This window comes from Acidovorax sp. NPDC077693, assembly GCF_044542805.1.
Taxonomy (GTDB): domain Bacteria; phylum Pseudomonadota; class Gammaproteobacteria; order Burkholderiales; family Burkholderiaceae_C; genus Acidovorax.
This window is the reverse complement of sequence record NZ_JBITVD010000027.1, coordinates 1-13,309: the sequence shown is the minus strand read 5'-3', so window position 1 is coordinate 13,309 and position 13,309 is coordinate 1. Positions and strand designations below refer to the sequence as shown.

The 13,309-nt window shown below is 56.4% G+C and carries 9 protein-coding genes and 3 pseudogenes; 4 read left to right on the top strand and 8 right to left on the bottom strand.

All coding sequences use genetic code 11. From position 1 onward, the window contains the following. Window positions 1-138 precede the first annotated feature (138 nt). Complete coding sequence (locus tag ACIGHN_RS26930) at window positions 139-612, top strand: STY0301 family protein (RefSeq protein WP_396507277.1); 474 nt, start codon at window positions 139-141, stop codon at window positions 610-612. A gap of 437 nt (window positions 613-1,049) precedes the next feature. On the opposite strand, the gene ACIGHN_RS26925 is transcribed toward ACIGHN_RS26930, so the two are convergent. The 5 genes and pseudogenes from ACIGHN_RS26925 to ACIGHN_RS26905 form a co-directional block, all read right to left on the bottom strand. Then, on the bottom strand, window positions 1,050-1,568 hold the full coding sequence (locus tag ACIGHN_RS26925; protein ID WP_396507276.1) for a hypothetical protein: 519 nt from the start codon (window positions 1,566-1,568) through the stop codon (window positions 1,050-1,052). Window positions 1,569-1,717: 149 nt separating this feature from the next. Beyond that, a complete protein-coding gene (locus ACIGHN_RS26920; RefSeq protein ID WP_396507275.1) occupies window positions 1,718-2,197 on the bottom strand; it encodes an AAA family ATPase in 480 nt (159 codons plus the stop codon). 68 nt (window positions 2,198-2,265) lie between these two features. Then, window positions 2,266-3,315 (bottom strand): annotated as a pseudogene (locus ACIGHN_RS26915) (IS3 family transposase); the annotation flags it as partial. 250 nt (window positions 3,316-3,565) lie between these two features. Then, complete coding sequence (locus ACIGHN_RS26910; RefSeq protein ID WP_396507273.1) at window positions 3,566-4,027, bottom strand: hypothetical protein; 462 nt, start codon at window positions 4,025-4,027, stop codon at window positions 3,566-3,568. A gap of 285 nt (window positions 4,028-4,312) precedes the next feature. Next, on the bottom strand, window positions 4,313-4,465 hold the full coding sequence (locus tag ACIGHN_RS26905) for a phage integrase N-terminal domain-containing protein (protein WP_396507271.1): 153 nt from the start codon (window positions 4,463-4,465) through the stop codon (window positions 4,313-4,315). Window positions 4,466-5,434: 969 nt separating this feature from the next. Here ACIGHN_RS26905 and ACIGHN_RS26900 point away from each other — a divergent pair. Continuing rightward, the gene (locus tag ACIGHN_RS26900) at window positions 5,435-6,694 is read left to right on the top strand and encodes a Zn-dependent hydrolase (protein WP_396507270.1); all 1,260 of its coding nucleotides are present in this window, start codon (window positions 5,435-5,437) and stop codon (window positions 6,692-6,694) included. A 369-nt stretch (window positions 6,695-7,063) separates the two neighbouring features. After that, a complete protein-coding gene (locus ACIGHN_RS26895) occupies window positions 7,064-7,468 on the top strand; it encodes a GNAT family N-acetyltransferase (RefSeq protein WP_396507269.1) in 405 nt (134 codons plus the stop codon). A gap of 65 nt (window positions 7,469-7,533) precedes the next feature. Here ACIGHN_RS26895 and ACIGHN_RS26890 read toward each other — a convergent pair. After that, window positions 7,534-7,762, bottom strand: a pseudogene (locus ACIGHN_RS26890) (IS3 family transposase); the annotation flags it as partial. Window positions 7,763-7,919: 157 nt separating this feature from the next. On the opposite strand from ACIGHN_RS26890, the pseudogene ACIGHN_RS26885 reads away from it, so the two are divergent. Continuing rightward, window positions 7,920-8,192: pseudogene (locus tag ACIGHN_RS26885) on the top strand (transposase); the annotation flags it as partial. An 830-nt stretch (window positions 8,193-9,022) separates the two neighbouring features. Here ACIGHN_RS26885 and ACIGHN_RS26880 read toward each other — a convergent pair. Both ACIGHN_RS26880 and ACIGHN_RS26875 read right to left on the bottom strand, forming a co-directional pair. Continuing rightward, complete coding sequence (locus ACIGHN_RS26880) at window positions 9,023-9,268, bottom strand: hypothetical protein (protein ID WP_396507267.1); 246 nt, start codon at window positions 9,266-9,268, stop codon at window positions 9,023-9,025. A 2-nt stretch (window positions 9,269-9,270) separates the two neighbouring features. Then, a partial coding sequence (locus ACIGHN_RS26875) for an RHS repeat-associated core domain-containing protein (protein WP_396507265.1) occupies window positions 9,271-13,309 on the bottom strand: 4,039 nt, incomplete at its 5' end.

The following is a 13,309-nucleotide window of genomic DNA, read 5'->3' as shown; positions in this document are numbered from 1 at the left end:
CGACATTGCTCAAAACGTTCCATAACAATAAAATCACTAGTATCGTTTTGATATCCGTTTCAAGGGTTGAGATTGTCGAATTCTGAAATAACGCCGTAGGCATTCCACAATTGTGTGCCAAAAAAAATTGATAGACAAATGAATACCGAGAATTTTACGAGCCGTCCTTCAGCCCACTTTGCCTCTCTCATCATTACTGCTACAGCTATCACAGCTCTGGCTAGCGGTGAGATCGGAGCCACAGAACTGTTGGAATGTCCAGCCACTGTTCGACTCACCTCTCCCTTCATACAGGGAGAGAACCTGCCATCTGGCACTCGCATCTTGGTAGACACGCGCCCACTGCAACTTACCGGTTACAACGTATTTGACGGACCACCTGCACAGGGTGCTGCCCTGATCCCGCACACTGATAGGCCTCGGCATGGCAAGTCTATAGCGACGTGGAATTTCGAGGGCGATTTCCCCTATGGTAAATTTCTTTCTTGCGACTACGCTGGTGGAACCGTTCGTTTGGTAAAACGGGTGAATGACGTTGTTAAGCAATGTACATCCCAATCTAACGTCGTCAATGCTCAGAACCCATTGCAGATAAAATTTCAGTGCAGTTAAAACCGTATAGATCATGGTGACTTCAATGTAAATGGTCACGCCAAACTTAAAAATTAGTACTCAACTCTATTTAATTTAATCTGATTTTTTGAGTGACTGCTCAAATGCGCTCACACCGTGTTGGTAGGACTTGACTACTTTGCGCCAGCACAAATAGCCTTTCTACCACTTGAGGAAACAGGGGGGATAGAGCGTAGCCTAGGCGCAGCAAATACAGCACTGCGCTGATCACATCGTGATCTGCTTGTGACAGGCTTGCTGCTGCGCCGAGCGCGGCGCAGCAGCGGCTATGTCTCGGCATACTTCTCTCGACTTACGTGGCGCGGGCAAGACTTTTTTATCACCAGTCCACTGCCTTAGATCGGTGAATCGTAAACAGATTTTTAGTACTTACATCGTAAGCGGCTAGCTATGCTAGCTTAAAGGTGCATAGGTTGCTAAATTTGCGGGAGCCCTCGTCGCACACGCTCTTCATTGTACAGCGCGTAACGGAAGTCATTCGGTGACTCTGCGTCATTTAGTGCCTCCCAGATTTCTGTGTCAGAAGCTGTGACCTTGAATCCCGCCGCAACCAATACTTGTCTCGAACTTTCGAACTCTTCTTCAGGCATCGAAATTGCGAGATAGTCTGGAATCGTCGCAGCGACGATGTTGTACTGGCCCTCTGAGTCCAGCCGCACGACTGGCGCGCGATCAAGTGGTTGGTCCTCTGCGCCTCGCCAGAGGCCGACGAATCCCTCATGGTCGCGGCCGAACCACGCGATCAGCTTGTTCGTCGCAGCCATTGCTTCGACATTTGCCATGATGTCTGGATCAGCTTGATCGCTATCGTTCAGATAGCTGGTGTCGGACGGCTCAATCCACTGGGGATCGTCGACCAGTTCAAGGTCCAACGAATCGACAATCGCCGAAAGCTGATCAAAGCACTGATGCAGTCGCTGAAGGTCGGGCGTCACACTCTTCTCCATATTTTAAGCATTGCTCGTTAAAGGTTGTTTTGCGGGATTCGTTTAAGTCAGCGATGGCTTTCGTGAAATGCTGGACGATCGGAGGAATTGCTTGGGTCCGCTAGAGCCAAAAGAAGCTGGTCCTAACATACCCTGAGTCACAACATGGGGGCGGTCGCAGTCTGGCAAAAAGGCACTTCCAAAATCGACTGGAAACCCTCGGAAAGTGTCGGCGGCTCCAGCGAGGCGTAGACATTTCGCAGCGCTTGTTCACTGACAAGCTCATCGACGGGACGCTTGGAATTACGGTCAAGACACACAGTGAGAGGGGTCTGCAGCCATACAGCCACTGTGGCTACACCATGTGGCTTGATGCGGGATAGCACTTCGGCGCGCTCTGAACGCTTGACGAGGATTGCATCGAAGAACACGGAGTGCTCTGCACTGCCTTCGCACCTGACCCAAGTGCTTTTTCCTGAGCCTTGTGCTCCGATAAGCAGATAGACGTTTGCGATCACTTTGTCATTCAGTGTTTGGTCAAGTGCACGATAGGCATACTGCCAAGCCTGCTGATTGCGTTCTGCAGTCCATAAGCGCCCCGAGCACGTTTGAAGATAGTGGTCTGGATTGATATGCATGAAGAGGTCTTTTGTGCTGGCCTTCCCTGAAGCGACATAAATATACTGAAACAACTGCCTTTCGGCTTTGCATTCTGGTAACAGTCGTAGCCATCGTTCATCGAGCAGGTGATCGAATGACGAGCATGGATGCGCTGATACTCCGCAAAACAGTACTGGATGCCTCGATCGGAGTGGTGCACAAGTTGCTGGCTGGACTGTCTGTAGCGCAGGGCCATTTTCAGCGCCTGGCTGACCTGTGCAGTTTCCAACCCCTCACGTACGTACCAGCCCGCGATCTTGCGGGAATAGGCATCCGTGACGAGGCTCAGGTGGGCAGGCTTTTCGTTGGTAGGCAGGTAAGTGATGTGGACCACCCACAACTGTTTACAGCCGCTAGGCACGAGCTTGGTCGCTGCGTCTTTGAGCAGGGTTGGGATGCCGCCGGAAACGATGGTGGCTGTTGGTGGTCTTGTGGTACGCCCGCTTGTGCAAGACCAGCATCCGATTGCGACGCAGAACGTCGGACAAAGCATCGCGACCGAGCTTGATGCCCGCGTGCTGCAGCGGCGCCTTCAGGATGAAGTGCAGCTTGCGTGTGCCGATGCGCGGCTGGTGCCGCCGCTGCTCACCGACCATGGCCACCACGCGGGCTTGTTGTTCATCTCGCAGCCGCTGGCAGGCCAGGGCCTCGTAGCGCCTGTCGGCTGATGCCTATGTACTGGCAAGCCCTCACAGCGTTCAGCCCTTGGACGAACTTTTCTTGGAGGACTTGCCAGCAGGCTTTTTTGTGACGGTTACCCCATGGTCGCGCTTAAGCACATGGACCACCGCCTCGAAGAACTGCGCTTTCTCCTGCGCTTGCTTCAGTTGCACTTCCAGCTCCTTGATGCGCTGCTCGGGCGTCAGCGGCTTGGGTGCTCTCGCATAAGTCCGGGTCCTTTGGAGCCCGCTGATGCAGCCTTCCAGTCCTGATGGCCATGCTTGCGCAGCCAGACCAACACGGTCGAGGCACCCTGGATACCGTAGCGCTCCTGGGCTTGCCCATAAATCAGCTCGCCTCCTTCTACTTGCTCCACCACTGCCAGCTTAAAGGCCAGTGCATAGTCCTTCTGCATTCTCTTAATCCATTGGGCCACTTGACTTTCCTGTCTGATGAACAGAAAGGTGTCAACCTCATCCAGTACGGGTCACAACCCACAACATAGGAAACGTGAAATGCCCTTTTATTACAAATTATCTGCAGGGCTTCACCGGAAACTTAAGTGACCAGCATCAGGCTTGTGGTGGGGATGCCGAGATCCGGCGTTGAAATTCTGATTCTAGGTATCCATGCGTTATGGTGTTCAAAACTTAATAAATATTTTTCGCTTCCCTGTTCATCAACACTCAGCGTACAAGGTTGATTTCATTGGAAAATACAACCATTCGTCCAGTGGGAAATTCACCATCCCATCCACAAGGCCAGCCAGAATGCAGATATGCATATTTTATAGCCATCCAAACAGGAGATGGCTTCATCTCCATGCAACACAAGTCAAATAAATTGCAAAAATCAGAGATCATGTTATCTTGCAAATTGACTGCTGCGCAGTTGGCATTGTGAAAATCCTTCTCTTTAGAAATCAGCGCATCACCAACATATTTCAGGCGTGATCGCATGAACTCATCACCTGGCAACTCATCGATATCTCCATATCCGTAGTTTTGGACATCCCCCCAGTCTCCGAAATCTGTAACTCTATTAAAATACATATCTGCAAGCTTAGGATCCGTCACAACGAGAAAATCATCTTTGCTGCCACCATAGGGCTTTTCAAAGAATTCCTTTTTTTCAAGGAATTCTTTCAAATCATTTTCGATCCGGAGTGTTTCATGCCAATTTCTTATAATTCTGCTCCTTAACTATGAACCCAAATCCAATCTAATAAGAGGATTGTACTTTTCATACCAATCAGGATTGCCTTCTTGCTGCAAAACATATCCAACTGTGCTCAGAACATTCGATGGCACGAAGCCCTCTTACAGGCCGAAGCCCTGGAAACGGCACCTATAACCCAGTGCACTTAGCCATGGCAGCGCACAGTGCGGCTCTCTTGGCTCATATGGCGGCGCTCCGCGATTCCCTGTTGCGCATTATCCGCAGCGATCAGGCCCGCCTTGCGCACCTTCCGCCCACCAGCGCAGAACGGCCAGACGTTTCTTGAGCGTGCCCGCCGACATCCCCTCGGCCTGCGTGCGTTGGGGCAGTGAGTCCACATGCCAGCTTCTGAGCGACGACGCCCGCATCTGCCGAAACCCCGCCTCGCGAAAATGCCAGGCGACAGCGAACGCTGCTGGTCCGCCTGTGTCGCACGACTAACGTCGCGGTTGCCCTGACACTATTACCGCAGCGTAGATCAGGTCGTCCATCGAAATCCGTTCGCATTCGATCGGCCATGAGGGGGCGGGGTTGGGAGACGTTGGGTCGTTGCATCTGAGGTCAAATCCGGTCAGTGTTGATATCAACCCGGCAACAGGCGGGATCCCCGAGGGACCAGGGCCGGGTGCTCAGAGCACCTCTTGCATCCGATGAGGCACCCGCGCAGCTTCCTGTGGGAAGCTGAGGCGGGAGAAACCGGCGCAAAGCCGGTAGAACGCATGCGAAAACAGCCGGCGCGTGCCAGGACGGTTCCACCCCCGAACAGGCGTAGCGCGTGCGGGAACCTGCGCCGCTTGCGAGTCACCGAATAGGTATGGCGGGCAGTCGCAATGTGAGTGATGCATGGGAAGTTAACCCGTTGCTCCGGTGTCTGAAACCCGCCGGAAGACTACCTCTGCGTCAATGCCGGCCCCCCGTGACATCGGACGCGTACTGCAAGATCGCTGCGCCAGTACCCAACGCGCAGCACGGCTGACGTTTTGACCCATGCATCCTTGTCCTCATCCACACACCTTGTCGGGGAGGCACGCCGCGGCGGGCATCCCGACATGCAAGGGGGCTAGGGGTACCCAGGGCAAAGGGAAAGTCCCAGATTTGCCCGAATCTCGGCCCGCCAGGCCTACGCGGCCTCGCGTAGGGCGGGCGTTATTGTCGTAACCGTCGCCCTTTTTAGCCCACCGAACGAAAGATGTCCTGTGGGTCGGCCAAGTCCGCTGGGTCCCTAAGGAGCGGGTCAAAGGTTGTACTGATGGGTTACATAAGTTAGGTTGTCTTCACCTGAAATGTAAAGGGCCGCACCATTGCAGCTTCAAAACATTCTGCAAAAGAGCTAGCTCGTGCCGTCAGCAATTCAACCTATCAATGCAGCCCGTTTGTGGGATCGACTTCAGCGCATTGCAGCCTTCACCTCCCCCGGCATACCATGGACTAGACGGGCCTTCTCCAACGAATTCGTTCAGGGTCGTGCATGGTTGAAAGCCGAGTTTGAGCGCGTCGGTTTGACTACCCACATAGACCCCGCAGGCAATCTTATCGGCCGGTTGGAGGGCAGTAATGCAAGCTTAAAACCCATATGCACAGGTTCGCACACCGACACTGTTTTACGCGGCGGACGGTTTGACGGGGTTCTTGGCGTGCTCGCTGGCCTTGAGGTTGCACAGAGCTTTAAAGAGTCCGGCTCTATGCTGCGGCACCCTCTGGAAATCATTGACTTCCTTGCCGAAGAACCGACGGATCACGGAGTGTCGTGTGTCGGCAGTCGTGGTTTTGTTGGAGCCCTTGACTCCACCATGCTTGCCCAAACCGATCCGTGTGGAGAGACACTGAGCGCGGCTATATCTCGCATGGGCGGGCAACCTGACTACATTGACCAAGCCGCGCGTACCACTGGTGATGTTGCAGCCTTTTTGGAACTGCATATTGAGCAAGGGCGTGTGCTAGAGACAGACAGTCTGCCCATCGGGGTCGTGACTCATATCGTTGGAATACGACGGGTATCGATCAAGGTGCACGGTCGCCCCGATCACGCAGGTACAACGCCTATGGCTCTCCGGCAGGATGCTCTGGTAGGAGCTGCGCATGTTGTCTCAACTGTCCGAACATTTGCTGATGGCTACCGCGAAGGGCCGTCTTACGTGGTTGCAACAGTGGGCCGGCTGAATGTCACGCCGAATGCAGCGAACTCGGTGCCGGGCCTAGTAGAGATGACTTTGGAGGTTAGAAGCGATTCCTCTAGCATCTTGGAGACCTTTGCTGAATTGATCCTGGCAGCGTGTCAACCTGAGCTCGCGAGATTGAAGGTGCATGCCGCAATTGAGGAACTGACGCTGACCACTCCAACATTTTGCGACCCTATGATTAAAGTCGCAATAAAGGCAGCAGCTGGGCGCTTGGGGCTTGAGTCTCGACGCCTTCCGAGCGGTGCGGGGCATGACGCTTTGCACATCGCTCGCGTTGGCCCGATCGGTATGATTTTTGTTCCTTGCCGTGAGGGCAGAAGTCACTGCCCTGAAGAGTGGATCGATAGCGATCAAGCTGCTGCGGGCGCGCGCGTACTAGCGGGCACTATTGTTGAGCTCGACAACCTGCTGACTTGAAGCGGCCCGCCATGCTATTGCATGCTTTACAGAAGCTAGAGCAATTAGAGCGACTTGAGGCAGGCAAGCGCCAACCGTGCGAGTGTCTAGGAATGCCGGGGCGATTCAGAATCAAAACAGAGCGACAATTACGCAACTGCGTCACCACAGAAAGGCCCTGCGTGGTCGAGAGGCTTTCGGTGTTTACGGAGTTTCGTACGTTGCACGGTCAAATTGTCTGAGCCTCCTACTGCTCTGCCGAGGGTTGAGGAACGACTTGACTTCTTCGCGCAGGTTTCCCGCCACGGTGTGGCGTGGGTCAAAGCACCAACTCGATTCCTGGATTCGAAGGTAAGGTATGACGCAGGAACGGTCCAGTATGCTACTATCATGCAATTTCTATTTTCTTCTGAGCGATCGGTGACAGTCGCGGAATTCTCAGACCTCATGGGCGCGGCAGGTTGGGGAACTCAGTACGACGAAGCATCGTTTCACCGGTCATACAACGCCTATCCTTTGGTGATTCATGCTCGAGATACAGGTGGGTTGCTAGTTGGATATGTTTCAGCTTTCAGCGACGGGGTCTTCAGTACGATGTTGGGTGAACTGGTCGTTCGACCTTCGCACAAAGGCCTTGGAATCGGACGCGCGCTCATGCAGAGGGTAGAGCAAGAGTTCCCCGGCACCCCTGTCTACATTAAGGCTCTGGGTGAAGCCAAACACTTTTTTGAAGCATGCGGTTATCGCAAACCGCGGGGCGAAATGACGGTGTTGTTCAAGAAGAATTTCTCGTAACTCCCGTGAACCGCTTCGGTTACATGGAGGCTGCTTGGTTCAAGTCGGCGCACCACCCTGGTGATCTGACTTGCGATTTGCCAGCGGTAGGTCGCCTCACACTCCGCTAGCGGGATGTACCAGACGGATTTGAGCAGGTGATGGTGGTTAAACCACACAGCCATTCCAGCGTGGCGAACTCAACTGCTTCCATGGCTCTTCAGGCGCCCGGCGGTGAATCAATTCGGCCTTGTGCAGGCCGTTGATAGTCTCTGCCATGGCATATGCATAGCTGCCGCCCTTGCAGCCCCCCGAACAAAAGATCTCCTGCCGGTCGATTAGGTTTTCTGGGTCCCTAAGGAGCGGGTCAAAGGTTGAATCGTCCCGGGTTTGAACTGCCCCCAGAACTTGGACGGTCATGATTCGGCCGACCAGGGGGTGCTTCTCGGCCGGTACGCAACCGGACTGAGCCCCTGCAGTCAAGGCTGATGTGCGCTGGCATATCGCCATGCGCCGGGGCAAGCGCGCAGCGCTCGACGAGAGCGACCCCGTGGACGTTCTGATCGACGAACTGGAGCGGGTGAAGGCCAGCGTCAGGGCCAAGGTGAAGCAGCCCTTCAGGGTGATCAAGCGGCAGTTCGGCCACGTCAAAGTGCGCTACCGTGGGCTCAAGAAGAACAGGACCCAGTTGTCCACGCTGTTTGCGCGGTCCAACCTGTGGATGGCGCAGGGCAAAATGCTGGGCAATAAAGGCGGAGCATCGTGCAGTTCAATATTTGGTTCACAACTATCGATGAAATTGAATGCCAATTCTTTTGCTGCTTCAGCCCCCTTAAATGAATACTTTATTCTTAAACTCATAATAAAGCTGAATACCAAGGGGTAGGGACGAATTTTGGCATTTCATGTTTTTGATAGAAAAACTTTTTGACTCAATCAAACCAGAGTCACACTCCACTCCAGAAAATTTAATTCTCTCTTGCGATATGAATTTATTAAAAATACTCTTTCAAATGAATTTTTTTGATGATTTGGTGGTGATATCTGACAGCAGCACTCTCAGATGATTTCCAAAAAAAGGCAAAGACATAAAAATTACGAGCCACAAGAAAAACATGAGGACACAGACATACGAGACCCTTAAACAACCGTGAATTGAAACCAATTTCATAGGCCAAGATCCCTCATTTATTGCGCCCTTATTTCTCCTGACAAAAATTTTACAGAATTTCCACACATTCCATTGCAGTTGCTGCCTCTGCCGCCGTACCACCAACTACCTGCACAGGTCGATGCAGGCGGGATCAATAGAAATACCAGCCCTAATACGGAAGCACTTTTTTATTGCTTTGCCACCAATTTGAAGCTTTTTTCGAATCATTTTCGGGGCCATGGCGAAAAGGGCATTCATTTTGACCGACATTGCTCGCCAATTTTTTCGCCACCCAAAGAATCGATTCTTTTTTATTATTGCACCATTTATTTTTCCGTCAGCCACGGGTTTCCCATGAGAACCCATGAACTCAAAACTCCGAGTGACAATTTAGTGCCCCTAGCCTGACGCCAATTTCATCCTCACGAACGTCGTTGATTTCGATCATCACCCCCAGAATTATCATGATCTGTCTTTTCTTCATCATTGATCAGTAAAACATCGCGTCTGACCGCTTTCTTGAGTTTGGAGAACTTAGGCACCAATGTAAATAGCGCTACAAATCCAACAAGAATGACGACAAAGACAGTATGCCTTCCAAATACATTCCAGTAAATCAGAGCAAACTGCACGGCAAAAAAAGATAGGGCAGTGATGATTTTCAACAAGATTATTTACCTTTTGGTTCAACATATGGGCAGTCACTGACCTTAACTTGACTGCAAAATTTAACGGCGGCACCGACTGCAGGGCCTGCGCTATATCCCACTTGCCCTTGGACACCATCGCTCCCATAGGCCCCGCTCGCCGAGACACCCCCCAATATGGGCGCAGACAATTTACCTAATAGGCTTACATTCCAGCCGTCGCTCGGCGTGCCCGCGCTTACATTCAGAACCGTCACATCAACTGTTGCCGCAACCATTGGACCCACAATTACGCAGTTGTTTTGCATAAGTGCGCATGATCCATCGGTTGCGCCAACAGGGCCAATATCAGCAGAGCTTCCAACACCCAATACGCCAGTCACCCCCACTGAAGTGCCAGCCTGAACGTTTTCAGGGACCATACCTCCAATTACCTGCTTGACCTTGCTCGACGCTGCGTTCCAAACGGATTCTCCATATTGCCGAAGTCCAACCCCCGCCACTTGCAATCCTCTTGCATCCGTATAATTTATTGGGCTTGTTGGATATGGATATTTATTTGCGCCGCCATTAAGCCCGATAGGATCTTGGCTCACATACTGACCCACGACCGGGTCGTAGTACCTAAACCGGTTGTAATGCAGCCCGGTCTCCGCATCAAGCTGCTGCCCCTGCAAGCGGATGGGCTGATGGATGCGGTGGGGGTTGTACTCCTGCTCGATCTCCCCCCAGGCCCCGTACCGGGCCGCCCAGCTTACCTGTCCTGCCGCCTGTCCGTTGGCGTTGACCAGCGCAATGGGCGTGCCCAGGTGGTCCGTCACGAAGTGTCGGATGGTCAACGGGTGGGCATCCTCGGTGTGAGTTTGTGCTTTCTTGAGGAGCTGCAGTGATTGTTCCACTTGGCTTCGCATCTCCTGCGGCAGCAGGGTGGACAGTTGGTAGCCCGGCTGCAGCACTTCGGTCAGTGCCTGGTGCAGCATCTCTCTGTCGTGGCGCCGCAGTTCTTGCTCTGAGTAGCCGCTGCCGGCCAGGGCCAGCAAAGTGTCAACCGGGTTGGTCTGCCCATCTTTGTGGCGCTCGATCTGCAGCAGCGGCACAAAGCTGCCCGGCTCGTACACCGTGTGGTGGATCTGGCCGTGGGAATGGGTGTGCACCAGCCGGTCTCCATCCCACCCATAGTGGGTGGCTTGGCTTTCCTGGCCGGTCTGTTGGTGTACCTTGCTCACTCTGCGCCCGAACGCGTCGTATCGATAGCTGGTTTTGCTTTGCACCTGTCCTTGCGGGTCGATCTGCATGACGTGCCTGAGTTGGTGCAGGGCGTCGTAGCGCAGGGTGGTGGTGCTCCCGTCGCCATGGCGGGCTTCAATCCGGTTGCCCCAGTCGTCGTACCGGTAGTGGGTGGCGCCTTCGTCATCTGCGCCCTGGCTCCAGCCGATGCGGTTGTCCCGCCAGCGTTCCACGTGCTCTGTGGCAGGGTTGTCCGCGCTGGGCTGTGGCTGCAGCAGGTTAAACCGCGGGTCGTGCAGGTGCTGCTGGACCTGGGCGGTCCAGTCGGCGCCGGAGGCGGTGTTGCCGCCCGGGTGCTTGCCGGGTACTGGGTCGGGCAGCCGGTTGCCCGCCGGGTCGAGCCTCCAGCGCGCTTGCTGCTCGCCCTGGGCGCTGGCGCTGCGCTGGCCCGTCAGCCGCTGGCGGGCGTCGTACTGGTACGCGTCGGCGTGGGTGGGCGTCTGGACGCCCACGAGCTGGCCCAGGCTGTCGTAGGTGTAGCGGCGTTGCCGCAGACCACCGACGAGCGGCGCTCCACTGGAGGGGGCACTGCTTTGTCCGGGCAGGCCCTGCCAGCGCTGGTGCAGCAGGCGCCCCAGGGGATCGAGCTGTCGGCTCTGGGTGGGCGCTGTGCTGGCGCTCTCACCCGGCAGCAGGTGCAGGGTGCGGCCCACTTCGCGGTGCAGCTTGTCGCGCTCCAGCGCCACCAGGGGCGCCTGGTTGAGCAACACGCCGTGCACGTGGCCCGAGCCGTAGCTGAGCCAGTCGAGCTGGCCTATGCCCTGCAGTTCGCTCGATTCGCGTTGGCCCAGGGCCCCCAGGCGGTGGTGGATGCGGTGTTCGAATTCGATGGCCTGCTCACCGCCAGTGTTCTTGGTTTGTTTACCTGCTGCGGCAGGGCTGCAGTACAGCGTTTGCACCTCGCCAGTGGGGCGCCCCAGGGCATCGCGCTGCAAGTCCACACGGCTACTCTTGTGCAGCCGGTGGACTTGCAGGCTTTGCAGCAGGGGACTGCTTGCCAGAGTTTGGGCGTCGTGCTGTTGGCTCAGGGCACTGTGAAGCTGCTGGGTGTTGATCTCCAGCCAGGCAGCGATCAGGGCGGCTGGCGCACTAACTGCCTCAGCACCTAATGCATTGCCGTGTTCTTGCTCTCCAGACCAGCCCATCTCCCAGCCCTGCGTGTCCAGGAGTTCGCCGCTGTCGCTGTAGCCGAACTGGTGGATCTGAAGGTCTGTGTCGGGTGTGGCTGACTCTGCTGAACAAACCCTACTCACCTTGCCGGTCACGCGGTAGATCAGCCGCCCTGCGCTGTCGTAGTGGTAGCGGCTGCGCACCGTGCCATGGCCTTGGCTTTGCGCGCCCATGCCACTGTCCTGCACATCGGTCTTCTCGATCAGCTGGCCCGCTGCGTCGTAGCGGTAGCTCTGGCTGCGCCCATCGAACCCTGTTTCCTTAACCAGCCGGTCCTGGCTGTCGTAGGCGAAGCGGGTGACCGCGTGGTTCTCGTTGATCAACTCGGTCAGGCGCCCCGCCACGTCGTAGCGCAGGTGCAGGCTCGCGCCCGCCTGCGTCTGCTCGGTGACGCGGCCCCACAGGTCGTGGTCGTAGGTGATGGTGGTGGTCTGGACCGATGCACTGCGTGAGCTTGGTCCTGTGCTGGCCAGCGCTCCGAGGGTGATGGCCTGCACTTGCTCGTTGTCGCCCCAGCGGTATTGCACCAGCGTGCCGTCCGCCTGGGTCGTCTGCTGCAGTCGCCCCATGGCATCGCGCTGGTGGCGTGTGCGCTGGCTTAAGGGGTCGGTCTCTTCGATGAGTTCGCCCCAGGCGTCGTGCTGCCAGCGGCTGGTGTGGCCCGAGCAGTCGGTGTAGCTGGCAAGCTGGCCGATGGCGTTGTAGCCCATGGTCTTGCGCCCGCCCTGGGGGTCTGTGATCGCCATGGGCTGGTCCACCCAGGCGCGGGCGTTGCCTGCGGCGGCGTGGGGTGGCCCCGGCAGGTACTCCAGTGCGGTGGTGAGGGCGATGTCGCCTGCGACCACGGTGGTCTGCACGAGGCGTGCCCAGGGGTCGTATTCGTAGTGGGTGTGGATGCCGCTGGCACTGGTGCTGTGCAGCAGCAGGCCGTCGGCGGCGGTGCCGGGCAGGCCCCAGCGCTGCTGGCTGCTGCGGCCGTCGGGCCCTTGCACCCCGAGCAGGTGGCCCTGGCCGTCGTAGCGCCAGTGGGTGGTGCGCCCCAGCGCGTCGGTCGCGGCAATGCGCCGGCCTGCGCTGTCGTACTGGTAGTGTGCTTCGCTGCCGTCCGGATGCACCTCGCGGGTGATGCGCTTGAGGCCCCCGGTGCCTTCGTGGTGGTAGCGGGTCACGCGCTGCAGGCTGTCGCGCACGGTGGTGCAGCTGGCGGCCCGCGGGTCCTGGGGGTGGGCGTCTTCGTAGCCGAAGTAGTAGCTCAGGCCTTCTTCGTTGTGGTGTTCGGCCACGCGGGCGCCGGGGCGCGGCGGTGGGTTGCCGAGGTTTGCACTGGAGCGCTGGCCTTCGACCTGATCTTCGTAGACATAGGTGTGCTCGGGGCCGCTGCCCACGCGGTGGGCGACCATGCGGTGGGCGCTGTCGTAGGTGAACTGGCGGGTGCGCCGCCCGTCGCGGGCGTGCACGGCGATGAGCTCGCCCAGGGGGCTGTAGTGGTAGCGCACCAGGGGGATGGGGGCGTGCCGCTGTGCGCCCGCACCGGAGCCTGAGCCTGAGCCAGAACCCGCATGCTCGGGGTCGTGCGGGTTGTAGGTGCAGTCCACGCCCACAAGG

Excerpts from the sequence above, each read along its gene's own strand:
- ACIGHN_RS26905 (WP_396507271.1), bottom strand. The coding sequence starts at position 4,465 with ATGCGGGCGTCGTCGCTCAGAAGCTGGCATGTGGACTCACTGCCCCAA.
- ACIGHN_RS26920 (WP_396507275.1), bottom strand. The coding sequence starts at position 2,197 with ATGCATATCAATCCAGACCACTATCTTCAAACGTGCTCGGGGCGCTTA.
- ACIGHN_RS26895 (WP_396507269.1), top strand. The coding sequence starts at position 7,064 with ATGCAATTTCTATTTTCTTCTGAGCGATCGGTGACAGTCGCGGAATTC.
- ACIGHN_RS26930 (WP_396507277.1), top strand. The coding sequence starts at position 139 with ATGAATACCGAGAATTTTACGAGCCGTCCTTCAGCCCACTTTGCCTCT.